Source organism: Pseudomonas sp. ADAK7 (assembly GCF_012935675.1).
In the GTDB taxonomy this organism is placed as follows: domain Bacteria; phylum Pseudomonadota; class Gammaproteobacteria; order Pseudomonadales; family Pseudomonadaceae; genus Aquipseudomonas.
Window position 1 is genome coordinate 4,510,489 of record NZ_CP052861.1, and the last position, 17,434, is coordinate 4,527,922.

15 protein-coding genes are annotated in these 17,434 nt (G+C 62.0%); 3 read left to right on the forward strand and 12 right to left on the reverse strand.

The features are described 5' to 3' along the window. Nucleotides 1–6 precede the first annotated feature (6 nt). Genes HKK53_RS20650 through HKK53_RS20665 form a run of 4 tightly spaced genes read right to left on the reverse strand, consistent with a single transcriptional unit; the run spans nucleotide 7 to nucleotide 4,188 of the window. Nucleotides 7–462: a hypothetical protein gene (locus HKK53_RS20650; RefSeq protein WP_169372354.1), complete on the reverse strand. Its 456-nt coding sequence runs from the start codon at nucleotides 460–462 to the stop codon at nucleotides 7–9. Next, entirely contained in the window at nucleotides 452–1,765 is a 1,314-nt protein-coding gene (locus HKK53_RS20655) for a phosphatase PAP2/dual specificity phosphatase family protein (RefSeq protein ID WP_169372355.1), read from the reverse strand. The genes HKK53_RS20650 and HKK53_RS20655 overlap by 11 nt, the downstream gene beginning before the upstream one ends. Then, complete coding sequence (locus HKK53_RS20660) at nucleotides 1,765–3,522, reverse strand: bifunctional alpha/beta hydrolase/class I SAM-dependent methyltransferase (protein WP_169372356.1); 1,758 nt, start codon at nucleotides 3,520–3,522, stop codon at nucleotides 1,765–1,767. The genes HKK53_RS20655 and HKK53_RS20660 overlap by 1 nt, the downstream gene beginning before the upstream one ends. Nucleotides 3,523–3,564: 42 nt before the next feature. Next, the gene (locus HKK53_RS20665) at nucleotides 3,565–4,188 is read right to left on the reverse strand and encodes a CDP-alcohol phosphatidyltransferase family protein (protein WP_169372357.1); all 624 of its coding nucleotides are present in this window, start codon (nucleotides 4,186–4,188) and stop codon (nucleotides 3,565–3,567) included. 147 nt (nucleotides 4,189–4,335) lie between these two features. Here HKK53_RS20665 and HKK53_RS20670 point away from each other — a divergent pair, with 147 nt between their 5' ends. From HKK53_RS20670 to HKK53_RS20680, 3 genes are all read left to right on the forward strand, one after another. After that, nucleotides 4,336–5,238 (forward strand): LysR family transcriptional regulator, encoded by a 903-nt coding sequence (locus HKK53_RS20670; RefSeq protein WP_169372358.1) that lies wholly within the window; start codon nucleotides 4,336–4,338, stop codon nucleotides 5,236–5,238. Between the two features lie 131 nt (nucleotides 5,239–5,369). Further along, nucleotides 5,370–5,996: a glutathione S-transferase family protein gene (locus HKK53_RS20675; RefSeq protein WP_169372359.1), complete on the forward strand. Its 627-nt coding sequence runs from the start codon at nucleotides 5,370–5,372 to the stop codon at nucleotides 5,994–5,996. A gap of 49 nt (nucleotides 5,997–6,045) precedes the next feature. Further along, nucleotides 6,046–8,076, forward strand: coding sequence for a 2Fe-2S iron-sulfur cluster-binding protein (locus HKK53_RS20680; protein WP_169372360.1), 2,031 nt, complete (start codon nucleotides 6,046–6,048; stop codon nucleotides 8,074–8,076). A gap of 118 nt (nucleotides 8,077–8,194) precedes the next feature. Here the strand turns inward: HKK53_RS20680 and HKK53_RS20685 are convergent, their stop codons facing one another. The 8 genes from HKK53_RS20685 to HKK53_RS20720 are packed head-to-tail and all read right to left on the reverse strand — an operon-like array spanning nucleotide 8,195 to nucleotide 17,180. Next, entirely contained in the window at nucleotides 8,195–9,325 is a 1,131-nt protein-coding gene (locus HKK53_RS20685) for a glycosyltransferase family 4 protein (RefSeq protein ID WP_169372361.1), read from the reverse strand. Next, nucleotides 9,326–10,456, reverse strand: coding sequence for a glycosyltransferase family 4 protein (locus HKK53_RS20690; RefSeq protein ID WP_169372362.1), 1,131 nt, complete (start codon nucleotides 10,454–10,456; stop codon nucleotides 9,326–9,328). It abuts the gene before it with no gap. Next, complete coding sequence (locus HKK53_RS20695; RefSeq protein ID WP_169372363.1) at nucleotides 10,440–11,807, reverse strand: glycosyltransferase family 4 protein; 1,368 nt, start codon at nucleotides 11,805–11,807, stop codon at nucleotides 10,440–10,442. The genes HKK53_RS20690 and HKK53_RS20695 overlap by 17 nt, the downstream gene beginning before the upstream one ends. Continuing rightward, nucleotides 11,804–13,054, reverse strand: a complete 1,251-nt coding sequence (locus HKK53_RS20700; RefSeq protein WP_169372364.1) for an ABC transporter ATP-binding protein — start codon at nucleotides 13,052–13,054, stop codon at nucleotides 11,804–11,806. Before HKK53_RS20700 ends, HKK53_RS20695 begins: the two co-directional genes overlap by 4 nt. After that, the gene (locus HKK53_RS20705) at nucleotides 13,054–13,851 is read right to left on the reverse strand and encodes an ABC transporter permease (protein ID WP_169372365.1); all 798 of its coding nucleotides are present in this window, start codon (nucleotides 13,849–13,851) and stop codon (nucleotides 13,054–13,056) included. Before HKK53_RS20705 ends, HKK53_RS20700 begins: the two co-directional genes overlap by 1 nt. Beyond that, nucleotides 13,852–15,294 carry a mannose-1-phosphate guanylyltransferase/mannose-6-phosphate isomerase gene (locus HKK53_RS20710; RefSeq protein WP_169372366.1) on the reverse strand — a complete coding sequence of 481 codons (1,443 nt, stop codon included), beginning with the start codon at nucleotides 15,292–15,294 and terminating at the stop codon, nucleotides 13,852–13,854. A gap of 3 nt (nucleotides 15,295–15,297) precedes the next feature. Continuing rightward, entirely contained in the window at nucleotides 15,298–16,269 is a 972-nt protein-coding gene (gene gmd / locus HKK53_RS20715) for a GDP-mannose 4,6-dehydratase (RefSeq protein WP_169372367.1), read from the reverse strand. Next, entirely contained in the window at nucleotides 16,266–17,180 is a 915-nt protein-coding gene (locus tag HKK53_RS20720) for a GDP-mannose 4,6-dehydratase (RefSeq protein WP_169372368.1), read from the reverse strand. Before HKK53_RS20720 ends, gmd begins: the two co-directional genes overlap by 4 nt. Nucleotides 17,181–17,434 lie beyond the last annotated feature (254 nt).

The following is a 17,434-nucleotide window of genomic DNA, read 5'->3' on the forward strand; positions in this document are numbered from 1 at the left end:
ATTTCCTTATCCGGCGAAGGACAGCCAAGGGCTGGCCAGGATCACCGCCAATGTCGGCAGCACCTGCACGGCCAGTAGGACAGCTTGTTTACGCAGCAGGCTCAGCGCTCCGCGCTGGCGCTCGGCCCAGGGCCGCCCGGCACGGTTGGCCGGTTGCAGGCCGAGGCTTTGCAGGGCGTGGTCGAGGGCTTGAGTGCGGTCCGGCAAGGCGTCAGCATCGCGAGCCATCAGGGTAAAAAGATCCGCGTCGAAGGCGACGCGAAACGCCCAATATTTTTGCCACAAACCCGTGACGATCAGCCAGGCACTGAGTAACAGGCCGAACGTCACCGGAGTGATCAGCAGCAATTGCAACAGACCGAACAACACCCCGAGGACGGTCAGCACTGTGGACAACTGATCGAGGGAACGGCCTCGGCGCAGCAGACTGGCGACCACCTGCAGTTCCATATCAACCGGCATAGGCAGTCTCCAGCGCTTGACGATGGGCCGGGTGCAATACCACTCGCGGACGCGCGGCCTGGATCATCGCCACGGCGGCATCGACCGTGCTCGCGCGGCCGCTGTGCAGCAACCACGCCGCCACCGCCGTGGCACTGCGCGAATAACCCAACGCGCAGCAGACCAGCAACGGGCCTTGCTGGCGCAGTTGTTCAATGGCCTGGGCGGCGGCGAGACATTGCTCTGCGTTGGGTGCCGTCAGGTCGAGGACCGGGATGCTTTGATAAGCGCGACCTCGGGGATCGAGCGACAGCTCAGCGCACAGATCGACTACCGCTTTAAACGGCGTCAACTGCTCGGCACTCGGCAGCCTGCCTAGCCAAACGTTATCCACAACCTCATTGGGCTGTGGATGCTTGTAAGTCCACAGCCGTGAATTGATCCACGCCGCCGCCACGTAAGGCGCAAACAACCAGCGGGCGGCCGGGCTCAGACGGCCGTCGGCGCGTTTCTGAAACCCGGCAGCGTCGAGCACTGCGTAATTCAGCGCCACCAACAGCAACGCCACGGAGGGCCAGATCAACCACAACCATCCGCCGCCCAGGCCAAAGGCTGGAATGGCGAACACGGCGGCGCCGAGGCCATAACGCACGGCCAGGCTCCAGCGTTTCGGGTCCTTGGCCAACCGCAGGCTGTTCAACGGGCTAGACCGATCCAGCGGCCACAACCACACGCACAGCCAACCGGCGAGGGCGCCTGTGGGTAAGTCGATAAAGTGATGTTGATAAGTGGTCAGCACCGAAATCCCGATCAGTGCGAACCAGCCATGCACCACCCAGCGCCACACGCCCTGCGAGTGTCGTTGGTACATCACCCACAGAATCACCAGCAGTGCGATGTGCAGCGACGGCGCCTGATTGAACGGCTTGTCGAACCCTGCCAGCACCGCGAACAGCCAGCCGAATACTCCGTCCAGCTCCGGCCGTTCAAAGGTGAAGCGCAGCGGCCACAACAGGAAGCAACTGACCGAAATCACCTGGGCGCTGAGCAAGCGCAAGGCATGGCGTTTGAGTTCATGCCGGCTGTTGGGCAGCAGCAGCGAAAAGCCGTACAGCAGATCAATTGTCCAGTAGGGGACGATGGTCCACGCCCAAAAGGGCATGGCGCTTTCCCACTCGAAAACGAAGGTGCTGACATCGCTGCGCTGGGTCGTATACCACGTGGCAAAGCCGTAGCTGGCGAAAAACAACGGCGCCAGCAGCAGCAACCAAAGCACCGCCGGTTTCAGCAACCCCGGCTCTCTTGCGCTTGAGGCGTCCGGCATCATTGCACCCGTTGCGCGAGGGACACAGTGAAGATCCCCCATTCATCCACACGCTGGGTGATTTTGCGGAAACCTGCGGCTTCGACCAGTTGATCCATTTCCGCCTGGCTGCGCCGACGCATCACCCACGCCTGGCCCTGACGGTGACTGGTCAGGGCGCGGGCGATCAGTTCCAGTTGCGGGTGCCACGGCTGGCCGGTATAGACCAGATAACCGCCGGGTTCCACCGCTTCGGCCAAACCTGCCAGCGAATCGCCGACCATGGTGTTGTCGGCAAACAATTCATACAAGCCGGAGACCACTGCCAGCGTTGGCTTGGGCTCCAGCGCGGCCAGGTCGGCGCGGTCGAAGGCATCGCCCTTCACAAATTGCGCGATGTCGCCCAGGCCTTTATCGCGAATCAGCGCACCGCCATCCCGCACGTTGATGTCGCTGTAGTCGCGCAGCAGGATCGATTCCGGCAGCGGACTGACGCCTTGCAAGGCTTCGAGAATGTAGCGGCCATGGCCGGCGGCGATGTCGACGATGCGTACCGGGCGACCTTCGTCGCGCAGTTTGGCCATGGTCAGGCGCAGCAGTTCTTCGACGTTGAGTTTGCGTTGGCGAATGCCGCGCCAGCCGATCGAGTTCAGGTAGTTCTGGTCGATCATCCGCCCGAGTCCGCCCTTGCCGGTGGGCTGGTTGCGGTACACGTAGTCGAGGGTGCTGCCGGAGTCGAAACCGGTGTCGAAACCGAGCTTCACGCCCTCGGACACTTTGCTGCCCAAACGCATGCTGGCGCGGGTCATGCGCCAGTACAGGTCACGCAACGAGTTGCGCGGCAGCGGGGCGGCGAGGGATTCGGATTCGGCGCAGGTCAGGCCGATCTTGTCGGCATCGAGCAGCGAAGCGCGGTCCAGCGGATAGTCGAAGTTTTGCAGGATAAAACGCTTGGCGCTGGCCACCGCCACGGCGCGATCACGTTCGCCGAGGGTGTCGTGGAAGAAGCCAGGGAGGATGTGTTTTTCCTTCTTCAGGCTGCCCAGGCGTTCGAAAAACTGCTCCTGGGGTTTGCGATGCACCACGAAGTCCGAGCCGGAAATCAGCAACTGGGTCGGCACCTGGATCGCCTGGGCATCGGCCACCACGCGGTCGGCGGCTTCGTACAAGCCGAGCAACACGTTCACAGAAATCGCTTTGGTGATCAGCGGGTCGCTGTCGTAGGACGCCACGCGTTCCGGGTCGTGGCTGAGGAACTTGGCCTTGACGTAGCTGTTGACGAAAAAATTGCCGCGAAACTTGCGCATCAGCCCCAGGCCCGAGCGGGCGAACGGCACGTAGAGCTTGACCTTGAACGCGGGCGAGGCGAGCACCAACGAACGGATGCGCGGCGCGTAGTCGTGGACCCAGGTCGAGACGATCACGGCGCCGACGCTCTGGGCGATCACCGCCATGTTTTCTTCGTCGATCTGGTGGGCGGCGCTCAGGTGATCGCAGAAGGTCTGCACGTCGCGCACGCTGGTGGCGAAACTCGGGCTGTCACCGCGCGCACCGGGCGATTGACCATGGCCACGGGCATCCCAGGCAAAGAAGTCGAACCCCGGCAGATCCAGTTCATCCACCAGGTGGGCGATACGCCCGGAGTGTTCATGGCCGCGATGAAACAGCAGCACGGCTTTGCGCGGTTCGTCGGGATTGGCGGCGGTGGCCGGCCAGTGACGGTAGAACAGCTCGACGCCGTCGTGGGTGGTGAAGGTCTGCTGCTGGGGTTCACGCATTGCACTTTCCTTATGCTAGAGCGGCCTTATGCTGAAGAGGCCTTATGCCGAGGGAGCGGTTTCCTGCACTTCTTTGAGGCCCTGACGGACCCGGTTGACCAAGGTGTATGCCAGCAGGACGGCGACCACCCCAAACACAACGTTAATCCACAACGCGCTGAACCAGCCAATGGCAATGCCGGTGGCCACGACACCGAGGACAAACGCGCGATCGCTTTTGCCCATCGGCCCGTCATACCGGCGCGAAGCGCCGACCATCGGCCCGAGCACGCCACTGTACTCGCTGAACAATGCCAGCAGCGTGACCAACAACACAACCAGCAGATTCACCTCGGGAATCAGCGCAAACGGCAGGATCAGCGCGCAGTCGGCGACGATATCGCACAGTTCATTGAGGTAGGCACCCAGGCGCGACTGCTGGCCGAACTCACGGGCGAGCATACCGTCGATGGCGTTCAGCGCCATGCGCAGGATCATCCACACCGGAATCAACATAAACACCCACGGGTGCTGGGCGAAACTGGCAATCGCCACGCCCACCGCTACCGAAATGACGGCGGCCAGCACGGTGATTTGGTTGGCGGTGGTGCCGTTATCGAACAATCGTTGCACCAGCGGGCGCAACAGATTCTGGAAGGCAGGTTTGAGCTGGTAAATGGAAGGCATCGGGAGACGGTCTCAATAATTGAAAGCGCGAACGTTCAGGGTTATACGTCACAATAATCAGAATGCCAGCAAAAACCATCTTCCCGCGAATCCAGGGCCAATCGTGAACACTCGGCCTCGGGTTTTTCAGCGCTCAGGAGTTCATCGATGGACCGCTTCCAGGAAATGCAGGTCTTCGCCGCCGTCGCCCAGGACCAGGGCTTTTCGGCGGCGGCGCGGCGCTTGGGCATGTCGGCGGCCAGCGTCACCCGCGCAGTGGCGGCGCTGGAGCAACGCATCGGCACGCTGCTGCTGACGCGCACCACCCGCAGCGTGCATTTGAGCGAGGCGGGCCAGCGTTATCTGGAGGATTGTCGGAGAATTCTCGCCGAGGTGCAGGAAGCCGAGGATTCGGCGGCAGGCAGTCACGCGCAACCCCGTGGGCAACTGACCGTGACGGCGCCGGTGTTGTTCGGCGAGTTGTTTGTCACGCCGGTGATGGTCGATTACCTCAACCAGTTTCCCGATGTCACGATCAACGGGGTGTTGGTGGATCGCATCGTCAACATGGTCGAGGAGGGCATCGATGTCGCTGTGCGCATTGGTGAGTTGCCCGACAGCAACCAGCACGCGATTCGCGTGGGTGAGGTACGGCGGGTGATCTGTGCATCGCCGACGTATCTGGATGCCCATGGTCGACCTTGTCATCCCCAGGATTTAAACGGCGTGCCGGTCGTTGCCACATCGGCCATCGGGCAGCTAAGGACCTGGCCCTTTCTCGATAGCGGGCAGCCGCTCGGCGTGCGTCCGGAGTCGCGGCTGGTGGTGACGTCCAATCAGGCGGCCATCAATGCAGCAAGCCTGGGCTTGGGGTTGACCCGCGTTCTGTCCTATCAAGTGGCGCGCAAAGTCGCGGCCGGGGAACTGGAAATCGTCCTGGCGGACTTTGAACTCCCGCCGCTGCCGATCCACATCGTCTACCAGGGCGGACGCAAAGCCCCGGCGCGTATTCGCAGTTTTGTGGATTTTGCGGTGAAGGCCCTGCGTGAGCACCCGGCCTTGCAAGGCTGACGGTTTATTGCGCTGGCTGAAATAATGGATTGCATTGGCTGGTGATTCTGTTGTTTTGGCGATGGGTAGATGATGGCCCCCATCGTTGCTGTTCAAGGTCTGAACGGCGCAATCACCCAGCGGAGCCGCTCATGCACGCCATCAAACTCTACAACTTCCCCCGCTCCGGCCACGCGCACCGTGCCGAGTTGATGCTGTCGTTGCTGCAACTGCCGACCGAGCTGATCCTGGTCGATCTGGCCAAAGGAGAGCATAAACAGCCGAAGTTCCTGGCGATCAACCCGTTTGGCCAAGTACCGGTGCTGGATGATCAAGGCGTGATACTGGCCGACTCCAACGCCATCCTGGTGTACCTGGCGCAGAAGTATGGCAACGGCCGTTGGTTGCCCGCCGACCCGGTCGGCGCGGCCAAAGTGCAGCGCTGGTTGTCGGTGGCGGCCGGGCAGATTGCCTTTGGCCCGGCGAGAGCTCGGTTGATCACCGTGTTTGGTGCGCCTTACAACGCTGAAGAAGCGATCGCCCGCGCCCATGACCTGCTCAAGGTCATCGATCAGGAATTGGCCAACGCCGAGTATCTGGTGGGCAACGAGCCGACCATCGCCGACGTCGCGGCTTACAGCTACATCGCCCATGCCCCGGAAGGCAATGTGTCCCTGGCGGACTACGCCAACGTGCGTGCCTGGCTGGCACGGATCGAAGCCTTGCCCGGGTTTGTCGGCATGCCGCGCACCGTCGCTGGCCTGCAACAAACCGCCTGACCTTCTTGAGCTGTTCACACTGCGCCTTGGGCGCAAGGGAGAGGCTGTGATGGAACATTCACCGTGGCACGCCGGCGAGAAACAGTTGCAGGAGCAAGTGGGTGTTGCCGAGCGCATGGAAACCCTGGGTCGCAGGGTGATTCGCAGCGAGATGCCGGACCAGCATCGCCAGTTCTATCAGCAACTGCCGTTCATGCTGTACGGCGCGGTGGATGCGGACGGTCACCCGTGGGCAAGCATCCTCGAAGGGCCGCCGGGTTTCGCGCATTCTCCTGCGCCTGCCGGGTTGCAGTTCGAGCGCTTGCCGGCGGCCGATGATCCGGCACAGTTGCAGGCCGGGGCCGCGATTGGCCTGCTGGGCATCGAATTGCACACACGGCGGCGTAATCGTCTCAACGGTCGAGTCGGCGCCATGACCACGGGCGGCTTCGGCGTTTTGGTGGAACAGTCCTTCGGCAACTGCCCGCAATACATTCAACTGCGGCAGTTTCGCTCGGTGCCGCTGGCCGATCCGTCGACCCGCGTCGCCCAGCACCTCAACGCGCTGGATGATGCGGCCAGCGCCATGATCAGCCAGGCCGATACGTTGTTTGTCGCCAGTTACGTGGACGTCGATGGCCAACGCTCGGTGGACGTTTCCCATCGCGGTGGCCAGCCCGGTTTCGTCCGCATCGAAGGCAATCGCCTGACCATTCCGGATTTTGCCGGCAACCTGTTTTTCAATACCTTGGGCAATCTGCTGGTCAATCCGCAGGCCGGTTTGCTGTTCATCGACTTCAATTCCGGCGACCTGCTGCAGCTCAGCGGGCGTACCGAAGTGATCCTCGACGGCCCGCAGATCGAGGCCTTCCAGGGCGCCGAGCGGTTGTGGACGCTGGACGTTGAACGCGTCGTGCGCCGGCCTGCGGCGTTGGCCCTGCGCTGGCGTTTCGACGGTATGTCGCCCAACAGTTTGATGACCGGCACCTGGGAACAGGCCGCCGCTCGTCTGCAAGCACAAGCCCTGGGTGATGCCTGGCGGCCACTGCGGGTGACGCGCATCGAAGCGGAAAGCCAGAACATCCGTTCGATCTATCTGGAGCCCGCCGATGGCGCCGGATTGCCGGTGTTCCAGGCTGGGCAGCATTTGCCGCTGCGCTTCAAGATTGGCAATGAGGTGCATATCCGCACCTACAGCCTGTCGAGTGCGCCGTCCGATGACTTTTTCCGCATCAGCGTGAAGCGCGACGGCTTGGTCTCTTCGCACCTGCATGAACAGATCCGCGTCGGCGATGTGCTGGAAGCCCGCGCACCCCAGGGGCACTTCACCGTGGCGCCCCACGAGCGGCGGCCATTAGTGTTGTTGGCCGCCGGCGTTGGCATCACGCCGTTGCTGTCGATGGTGCGCGAGGTGGTTTATCAGGGCTGGCGCACGCGGCACATTCGGCCGACCTGGTTCTTCCAGAGTTCGCGGACCCTGGCCGATCAACCGTTTCGTTCAGAGCTGGACCGTTTGCTGGAAGGCGCTGGCGATACCGTGCGCGTGCTGCGCTTGCTCAGTCAGCCGGAACCCGAGGCACGGGAGGGCGAGGACTTCGACCTGACCGGACGCATCGACACCGCGTTGCTGCACGGCATGCTTGAGGTCGAAGACTTCGATGAAGTGGATTTTGTCCTGTGCGGGCCGGGGGCATTCACCCAAGGGCTGTACGACGGCTTGCGGGAGCTGGATGTCCGCGATTCGAGGATTCACGCCGAGACATTTGGCCCCTCGACATTGCGTCGGCGGCCGGACCCGGACGCCATCGTCATCGAACAACCGCCTGCTGCCACCACATCGGTGCCGGTGGTGTTCCAGCGCTCGGCCAAGGAGGCTCGCTGGCAACCGGACGGCGGCAGTTTGCTGGAGCTGGCGGAGAGCCGGGGTTTGCGTCCGGAATTCAGTTGCCGCGGCGGCTCGTGCGGGACCTGCAAGACCCGGTTGATCAGCGGCCAGGTGAATTATCCACAGCCCCCGGCGGAGGTGCCGGATGCCGGGCAGGTGCTGATTTGTTGTGCGATTCCGGCCCAGAGTTCGCAGCCACTGGTGCTGGACTTATAACCCGTTGATCCCTTGTAGGAGCTGAGCTTGCTCGCGAAAGCGGTGTATCAGTCGACAACCATGGTGCATCTGGAGCCGCCATCGCGAGCAAGCTCGGCTCCTACAGGTTGTGGCGGGTTCAGGCATAGGACAGCGATTTCTCTTCCAGCAATTCCTGATACAGCGCCGTCCACTTGCGCCCCATCTCATCGGCGGTAAACAACTGCCGATACCGCGCCTCCGCCTTCACCCCCATCTCCGCCGCGCGAACGGGGTTTTCCCACAAGGTTCGCATCGCCTCGCGGAACGCCAGTGGATTGCTCGGTGGCACCACCAGCCCGGTTTCGTTGTGGATGTTGATGTAGCTGGTGCCGGTGCCAATCTCGCTGGAGATCATCGGCTTGCCATACATCGCGCCTTCCAGCAGCGAAATACCGAACGCTTCGGAACGCAGGTGTGACGGGAACACGATGGCGTAGCTCAGTTGCAGCAGCGTCACTTTGTCTTCATCGCCCAACCGGCCGAGGAAGTGAATGTTGCGCAGACCCAATGCCGCAGCTTGCGCGTGCAGTTCTGCTTCCAGCGGTCCTGCGCCGACGATCACCACCGGGTAGTCCACGTCTTTCAAGGCGTCGAGCAGAATGTGCAGGCCTTTGTAGTAACGCATCACGCCGACGAACAGGAAAAACTTATCCCCAAGCTTCTGCCGCCAATGGTCCATGCGCGCGCTATCGGGCTGTGGATAACCGGCCTTGTTCAAGCCGTAGGGAATGACTCGGGTCTTGTCCTGGAACTGCTGCAACACATCGCTGGTGTGCAGGTAGTTGGGCGAGGCCGCGACAATGCGGTCGGCGCTGGCGAGAAAGCGGTTCATCAGTGGCCGATAGAGTTTGAGCAGGTGTTTCTGGCGAATGATGTCCGAGTGGTAGGTGACCACGCAGGGCTTGTTCATGCCGCTGGCGAAATGCACCAGGTCCATGAACGGCCAGGGGAAGTGGTAATTGACCACGTCCGCTTCGGCCGCCAGTTCGCGAAATTGTTTGAACACGCTCCAGGAAAACCCGGTGGAGGCGAACTGAATATCGAGTCTGGCTCGATGCACTTCGTGCTGTCCGAGTTGCACCACTGGCGGTGTCGGGTCGGTGCTCAGCGTCAGCACCTGACCCTCGATGCCGTGTTGGGCGCCGCTTTCGCAGAGCTGGAAGATGACTTGTTCGATACCCCCCACGGAGTCGGGCAAGTACGTCTTGAAAAAATGAAGTACGCGCATTCAACCTCCCAAAGCCTGGCGGTAGGCGCGAGCTGTGATCTTCGCGCAACGCTCCCAGGAAAAAAGCTTCGCTTGTTGCAGTCCCGCTTCTCGGCATACCTGCCAATGCGTTTTATCGTCGATCAGTCGGCTCATGGCATCGCGCAAGCCTTGTGGATCGTCGGGTTCAATATAGTTGCCCGCCGCGCCGGCGACCTCCGGCATCGCCGAATGTCGCACCAGGATCACCGGGGTGCCGCTAGCCATGGCTTCCAGCACGGGGAGGCCGAAGCCTTCGTAAATCGACGGAAAAATCAGCGCCCGCGCCCCGGCCAGTAGTTGTGCCACATGCTCGTCCGGCAGATAACCGAGCAAACACACGTGACCGGCGGCCAGCGCCTGACGCAACTCTTCGCTGAATTGCTCACGCTGCCACCCGGCCATGCCGACGATCAACAGCGGAAATTGCTGGCGCTGCGCCTCCGGCAGCAAGGCGTGGGCGCGCAGGGCCAGGGTCAGGTTTTTACGCGGCTCCAGAGTGCCGACGCACAGGAAATATTCCCGCGCCTCGACGCCATGGGCCTTGAGCACCGCGTCGATGTCGGTGACGTCGCGCGGATGGAAACGTGCCGCCACACCCAACGGTGCAACGATGAAACGCTCGGCCGGCAGGGCGAAAAAGTCCTGGGCCTCGTCGGCAATGAACTGCGAGTCGGTCAGAATCAACTGCGCCTGCTGCACGCCTTCAGCCAGTCGCCGTTCGATTTCGCGCAGGCGTGCCGGTGGTTGCGTCTCGGGGTAATGCAGGTGTGTCAGGTCATGCAAGGTGATGACCGTCGGGCCGTCGAACGACAGCGGCCACAGACTGGGTTCGTGATAGAGGTCGATCGACGGCGGGCGACCTTGATCGAAGCGTTTCTGCGCCAGCCAGCGTCGCGCCTGGTAGGCCCCGGGAATTTGCCGCAGCAATGGAGTCAGTCGCGAATAGCCGGGCATGGCCGCGTCGGGGAGCGTAGAGCTCCAGCCCCAGCCGTGGAACAACGCCAGCTCGACGTCCGGCTCGCAGGCGAGGGCGCCTACCAGCTCGGCGACGTAGTGGCCGATGCCGGTGCGCGGGGCCTGGAGGATCCGGGCGTTAAGGGCAATTTGCATGTTGCCTCTCTGACTCGGCCGGGAGTGCTTCCAGGTTACGCAGGGTCCGTTCAGCCAGTTGCGCACTGGCTTCGCGCCAGCTGATCCAGTACCAGTCTGCGACGTGGCGGGCGGCCGGGAATTGGCCGCTGCTTTCGAAACGGGTGACCAGGTCCGCCAGGCTTTGCGGCGTGGCCAGGTCGAAGTAAGCCATGAACTCGCCGCCGATTTCGCGGAACACCGGGATATCGCTGCCCATCGCCGGCAAACCGCGCTGCATGGCCTCCACCAGGGGCAAGCCGAAGCCTTCGACCCAAGACGGAAACACCAGCGAACGGGCGTGGGCGTAAGCGTATTCGAGGCTGGTATCGCTCAGGTCGTTGAACATGAATAACCGTTTATTCAACTGCGGATGATTGCGCACCCGGGCGAGCAGGGCGTCGCACTTCCAGCCGATGCGCCCGGCAATGCACAACCGGGCTTTGGAACCCGCCGCCCAGGCGAGTTCAAAGGCGTCCAGCAGGTAGTCGTGGTTCTTGCGTGGTTCGATGGTGCTGACCATCAGGAACACTGGCTCCGGGGAGTCGAACATTCGCCGCAGGCGCGGCTCGACGGCAGCATTGGCTTCGCGCAGGTCGAGTTCGGAGCCGAGGTGGAAATAGTCGAACCACAAGGCGTCGGCTTTCGCCGGGCCGATCCGCCGTTGTAACTCTTCACGCACCTGGTCGCGCACCGTGGCGGAAATCGCCACATAGCCATCGGCGGTCTTAATGATCCAGTCGAACCACTCGTTGAAAACCTGCACCAGCCGTGTGTCGTAGAACTGCGGGTGAGTCAGGGGAATCAAGTCGTAGATCACCGACACAATGCCTACGCCTTCGCGCTTGAGCTGTTCGGCAAACGGGAAGAAGTCGGTATGCCAGGAGGAATCCAGCAACACCAGTTGATCCCCGGGTTGATGTTGCAGCGGCGCACAACGCTTGGGCAGTTGGTACTGGTTGAGGCCGTCGATCAGGCGCAACGGCAGGCTGAAACAAGTGATCGCGGTGACGCGGTAGGCCACGTGCAGCAAACGCTTGATCACCCGCGAATGGCTGCGGTTGTGCAGGCGTTGGTGCAACTGCCAGAAACGATGGGCCAGCCGACCCAGACGCCCGCCAAAGATCATCAAATGATCGAAAAACGGTATGTTCAAGGCCCCGAGCTTGAGCACTCGATAGAGCTTGCCCTTGAGCATCACCACCGGAATACACTCCACCCCGTCCACGCTGGGCGGCAGTTGATTGACGACATTGCGCACCACCCGCTGAATGCCCGAGTTGACCTTGGGGTGCTGGAACACGTGGGTGCACTCCACCAGTAGACGGGTCATGGCGAACGTTCCGTGACAGTCGAGTCGGTGCGGGCAACGGTGGTTTTCGCCGCCAGCCACGAGCAGCCGACGAAGTCTTCATGCCGGTTGTTGATCACGTGGAACACCAGCCCGTAATCGCGCCATTCGTAGTTGCGATCCAGGTGCGAGTCCAGCCGCGACAGGCTCAGGGACACCGAGTAGTTGCCCTTGCCCAGGCCCATGACGAAGGCAAAGCGATAGGTGAACCGTTCGCCGGCGTGCAGATCGGTCAGCGCCTTGTCCTGGCGATGGGTGTTGATGCCATACATCATCTGGCCCAGGCGGTCCTTGAGGATGAAGCCCAGGACCAGGCGCTCGATGTTCTGGCGCACTTCGACCTGCACTTCCAGCACCACGGCTTGCCCGACCTCGGCGGCGTCGATGGAGCGGTCGTTTTCGTCCAGCAGGCGCACGCTGAGAATGCCAGCTTCACCGGTACCGGAGACGGTTTGCACTTCGCCGCCGGCGAGCATTTCCTGGCGCACGACCTGACCTTCGCGCTCGGCCATCAAGGCGTTGTAATAGTCCAGGACCGCTTCGGGTTTGCCGTGCATGGCCATGCGACCGTCCTTGAGCAGGATCGCCGAATCGCAGATCGACTGGATCGCCGAGCGGTCGTGGGACACGATCAGCAGGGTGGTGCCGGCCTTGCGGAAGCTGCGGATGCGTTCGAAGCTCTTGTGCTGGAAGTAGGCATCGCCCACGGACAGCGCTTCGTCGACGATCAGGATGTCCGGGCGCCGCGCGGTGGCGACGCTGAAGGCCAGGCGCATCTGCATGCCGCTGGAATAGGTGCGGACCGGGTGGTCGATGGCGTCGCCGATTTCCGCGAAGTGCTCGATCTCGGGCATCAGCGCTTCAATCTCGGCGACCTGCATGCCCAGCAGTTGCCCGGCCATGAACGCATTCTGGCGACCGGTAAAGTCCGGGTGAAAGCCCATGCCCAGTTCCAGCAGCGCCGCGACGCGGCCCACGGTTTCGATCTTGCCGCACGTGGGCTGGGTGGTGCCGGTGATCATCTTCAACAGGGTGCTTTTGCCCGCACCGTTAACCCCGACGATGCCCACCGCTTCACCGGAGGCAATCTCGAACTCGACGTCTTGCAGCACCCAGTGCTGGTGGTGGCGCAGAGGAGAAAACGGGATCAGCCACTCGGCCAGTCGGCTCCAGCGGTTCGGGTATTGCTTGTAGGCCTTGCCCAGGCCAGTGACGCGAATATGCCCCATCAGAGTTCATCCACCATTTCGCCGACCCGCTGGCGAAACAGCCGCAATCCGATCAGACAGAACACCACACCGGTGATGAAAATCGGCAGCAGCGAACTCCAGACCGGCCATTGCCCGTAGAGGAACAGGTTTTGATAACTGGCGATCAGGTTGGTCAGCGGATTGAGTTGCAGCAGGCGCTGGACCCAGTCCGGCAGGATGCTGATCGGGTACACAATGGGCGTCAGCCAGAACCAGAATTGCAGGCAGATGCCGAAGAGTTGCCCGACATCGCGGAAGAACACATTCAGCACGCCAAGCACCATCCCCAGCCCGGCGCAGAACATCATTTGCAACGCCATCAACGGTATCAGTGCCAGCATCGCCGTGCCCGGCCAGCGTCCGGTGATCAGCAGAAAGCCGAGGAACAGGCTCATGATGATCGCGAAGTTGATGCTGGCGTTGATCAATACAATCGCCGGCAGGCAGATCCGCGGGAAACTGATTTTCTTCAGCAGGTTGGCGTTTTCCAGAAACATGTTCTGGCTGCGCAGGGTGATTTCGGTGAACAGTCCCCAGGCGAGCAGGCCGGCACACAGGTAAACGCTGTAGGCCATGCCGTCATCCACCCCAGGCAGGCGCGCGCGCATGATCTGGGAAAACACCACGGTGTAGACGATGATCATCGACAGCGGATTGAGCACGGGCCACAGGGCCCCGAACAGCGAATTGCGATAACGCGCTTGAAACTCTCGCTGGACGCTACCGAGGATGAACCCCCGATAACCCCACAGCGAGCGGTACAGGGAAAGCAGCATTTAAACCGTCCTGCCGTATTGATCTTCGAAGCGGACGATGTCGTCCTCTCCCAGGTATTCGCCGCTTTGCACTTCAATGATCACCAGGTCGATCACCCCCGGGTTCTCCAGCCGATGCTTGTGCCCGGCGGCAATGAAGGTCGATTCGTTCTTGGCCACCAGGTGGGTGCCGGTGCCGTTGTTGGTGACCTTGGCCATGCCTTCGACCACGACCCAGTGTTCATTGCGGTGGTGGTGCATTTGCAGCGACAACTTGCCGCCCGGCTTGACCACGATGCGCTTGATCTTGAAACGCTTGCCTTCCTCGAGCACGGTATAGGTGCCCCAAGGCCGGCTGACGGTGCGGTGCAGGCGATAGGCTTCGTGTTGCTTGTCCTTGAGTTGCTTGGCCACCCGGCGCACATCCTGGGCCCGGTCGGCATGGGCCACCAGCACCGCGTCGGCGGTATCGACGATGATCAGGTTATCCACACCCACGGCGGCGACCAGCCGGCCTTCGCTCTGGACGAAGTTGTTGTGGCTGTCGACAAACACGGCGTCGCCGCTGGCGCGGTTGTTTTGCGCATCCGGTGGTATCAACGCGGCCAGCGCACTCCAGGAACCGATATCGCTCCAGTCGAAACCGGCGGGCACTACCACCACCTTGTCCGAGCGCTCCATCAAGGCGTAGTCGATAGAGATGTCGGTGATTTCGGCAAACAGCGCCGGCGATAGCTCCTGTTGCAGGCAGCCACCGGTTTCCACCGGTGCACTGACGTCCATGCAGGCACGGGTCTGTTCGAGTAACTCGGGGGCGTGAACCTGCAACTCGGCCAGCAACGTGGCCACCGAGAAGCAGAACATCCCCGAGTTCCACAGGAAGTTGCCGCTTTCCAGGTAATGGGTCGCGGTTTGCAGGTCGGGTTTTTCGACGAAACGCTGGACCTTGGCCGCGCCTTTGTCGTCCAGTGGGGCGCCGGTCTCGATGTAACCGAAGCCGGTCTCCGGCGCCGTCGGCACCACGCCAAACGTTACCAGATGCCCGGATTTGGCCAGCGTCACCGCATGCTCGACCGCGCTCTGCAACGCCTCGACATTGACGATCAGGTGATCGGCCGGCATCACCACCATGATCGCCTCGTCACCGTGCAGCGCTTGCAGCGACAACGCCGCCGCGGCGATGGCCGGGGCCGTGTTGCGGCCCGTCGGCTCCAGCAGGAAGTGGCCGCGATGGCGGGCCAGTTGCGCGTCCTGATAGTGATCCTTGCTCTGGAAGTAATACTCGCGGTTGGTCACCGTGACGATGTCGCCCCAGCCATCGAGCAGGCCTGCCGCGCGCCGATACGTCTTGCCCAGCAGCGACTGGCCGTCGGGCAGGGTCATGAACGGCTTCGGATGGCCTTCACGCGATACCGGCCACAAACGGGTCCCGGCACCGCCGGAGAGGATCACAGGAATCAGCATGGCCTACTCCTTGGCGACGCGTTTCATGTCCGCATCCATCATTGCGCGGATCAAGGTATCCAGATCGGTTTTTGGCTTCCAGCCCAGTACACGCTGGGCTTTGGCCGGATTGCCGAGCAACACGTCGACTTCGGCCGGGCGGAAAAACGCCGGGTCGATCTTCACGTAGTCGCGGTAGTTCAGGCCAATGTGATCGAAGGCGATGCGGCACATTTCGCGCACGGTGGTGGTCACGCCGGTGGCGACCACGTAGTCGTCGGCCTTGTCCTGTTGCAGCATCAGCCACATGGCTTCGACGTAGTCACCGGCAAAGCCCCAGTCGCGCTTGGTGTCGATGTTGCCCAGGCGCAGCTCGTGCTGTTTGCCTTGCTTGATGCGCGCGGCAGCGTCGGTGACCTTGCGGGTCACGAACTCGATGCCACGCAACGGCGATTCGTGATTGAACAGGATTCCGCTGCTGGCGTGCAGGTTGAAGCTTTCGCGGTAGTTCACGGTGATCCAGTGGCCGTAGAGCTTGGCCACGCCGTAAGGGCTGCGCGGGTAGAACGGCGTGTTCTCGTCCTGCTGCTCGGCCTGGATCAGGCCGAACATTTCGCTGGTGGACGCTTGATAGAAACGCGTGTGTGGACTGAACTGGCGGATCGCTTCCAGCAGGTGAGTCACCCCCAGGCCGTCGACGATGCCGGTGGTCACCGGTTGGTCCCAGGACGCGGCGACGAAACTTTGCGCCGCCAGGTTGTAGACCTCATCCGGCGCCGACTTGATCACCGCGCGCTGTACCGAGCAGGCATCGGCCATGTCGCCGTCCAGGTAAACGATGTCGCCCTCGACCCCCATCTCGCGCAGGCGCCAACGCGAATCGCTGCTGCGCCGTGCGACCAGGCCATGGACCTTGTAGCCCTTGTCGAGCAGCAGTTTGGCCAGATACGCGCCATCCTGGCCGGTGATCCCTGTGATCAGTGCACTTTTAGTCATTGTTCTTTTACTCGTTTCTCCCAGTCGGACAGGATCGCCCGCAGGGATTGTTGTGTTGTGATTTCAGGCGTCCATCCTGTGGTCTGGGCAAGCTTGGCATGGCTGCCACAAACGCGACGCTGATCCGCGCGGCGAAGACGCGCAGGGTCCTGAATCAATTGCATGTCGACCTGGGCGAGGTCCCCTAGCTGTTCAATCAGACTGCGGATGCTTTGCTCGCGCCCCGAGCAAATGTTGTAGACCTGTCCCGGCGTGCCCCTCTCAAGCAACGCCAGGTAGGCGGAGACCACATCGCCGACATCGAGGAAGTCGCGGCTGACATCAATGTCGCCGACCTCCAGTTGTGGCGCTTGCAGGCCTTGTTTGATTCGACTGATCTGGCGCGCGGCGCTGGCGATGACGAAGCTGTCTTTCTGCCCGGTGCCGATGTGGTTGAACGGGCGGGCGACCAGCACCGGCCAGCTTTCGCTCAGGCCCCATTGCAGGCTGAGGAATTCGGCCGACAGTTTGCTCACGGCATACGGGTTGCGCGGGCAGGGCGGCTGGAGTTCGGTGATGGGTAATTGGGCTTCGCTGACCTGGCCGTAGACGTCGCCGGAGCTGACGTACAGGAAGGTGCCGTTGAACCCGCGAGCCTTGAGGGCTTGCAGCAGGTTCAGGGTGCCGAGCAGGTTGATGTTCAGCGTGCGCGCCGGATCCCGGAAGGCTTCGGGAACGAACGTCTGGCCGGCCAGGTGAATGACCGCGTCGGGCATCTCGGGCCACAGGCCTTCGAGGCTGCCGGGCTCGCCGAGATCGTACCGGGACGGAACCGGCAGAAGTTCCCATTCCGCGGCATCAGCCTTCAGACGGGATTGGATGTGTTGTCCTACGAATCCACTGAGACCCGTAACGAACAGACGCTTTTTCAAACAGCGGCCCCTTGGTCATTCACTTCGTCCATTCCCCACAGGCTTTACGGAGATGTCTGTCAGACCGGGTGGATTTCCTGGTCGAAAGGCAGGCGAAGTGATTTGTTGTAGTTGTTTGGTAGCCAATCTGTGCCAATTGCTCGGCAATTTCAACAGGTCCAACCGTGACTGGTCAGTTCTCGTCAGCGTAGCTTGATTTATTCTCGCCGGGCGGTTCACGAATCCTCAACGGATGTGTTTAGAATGCCCCTCGT

Coding starts and splice junctions, on each gene's coding strand:
- HKK53_RS20650 (WP_169372354.1), bottom strand. CDS start 462: ATGCCGGTTGATATGGAACTGCAGGTGGTCGCCAGTCTGCTGCGCCGA.
- HKK53_RS20655 (WP_169372355.1), bottom strand. CDS start 1,765: ATGCCGGACGCCTCAAGCGCAAGAGAGCCGGGGTTGCTGAAACCGGCG.
- HKK53_RS20660 (WP_169372356.1), bottom strand. CDS start 3,522: ATGCGTGAACCCCAGCAGCAGACCTTCACCACCCACGACGGCGTCGAG.
- HKK53_RS20665 (WP_169372357.1), bottom strand. CDS start 4,188: ATGCCTTCCATTTACCAGCTCAAACCTGCCTTCCAGAATCTGTTGCGC.
- HKK53_RS20670 (WP_169372358.1), top strand. CDS start 4,336: ATGGACCGCTTCCAGGAAATGCAGGTCTTCGCCGCCGTCGCCCAGGAC.
- HKK53_RS20675 (WP_169372359.1), top strand. CDS start 5,370: ATGCACGCCATCAAACTCTACAACTTCCCCCGCTCCGGCCACGCGCAC.
- HKK53_RS20680 (WP_169372360.1), top strand. CDS start 6,046: ATGGAACATTCACCGTGGCACGCCGGCGAGAAACAGTTGCAGGAGCAA.
- HKK53_RS20685 (WP_169372361.1), bottom strand. CDS start 9,325: ATGCGCGTACTTCATTTTTTCAAGACGTACTTGCCCGACTCCGTGGGG.
- HKK53_RS20690 (WP_169372362.1), bottom strand. CDS start 10,456: ATGCAAATTGCCCTTAACGCCCGGATCCTCCAGGCCCCGCGCACCGGC.
- HKK53_RS20695 (WP_169372363.1), bottom strand. CDS start 11,807: ATGACCCGTCTACTGGTGGAGTGCACCCACGTGTTCCAGCACCCCAAG.
- HKK53_RS20700 (WP_169372364.1), bottom strand. CDS start 13,054: ATGGGGCATATTCGCGTCACTGGCCTGGGCAAGGCCTACAAGCAATAC.
- HKK53_RS20705 (WP_169372365.1), bottom strand. CDS start 13,851: ATGCTGCTTTCCCTGTACCGCTCGCTGTGGGGTTATCGGGGGTTCATC.
- HKK53_RS20710 (WP_169372366.1), bottom strand. CDS start 15,294: ATGCTGATTCCTGTGATCCTCTCCGGCGGTGCCGGGACCCGTTTGTGG.
- gmd (WP_169372367.1), bottom strand. CDS start 16,269: ATGACTAAAAGTGCACTGATCACAGGGATCACCGGCCAGGATGGCGCG.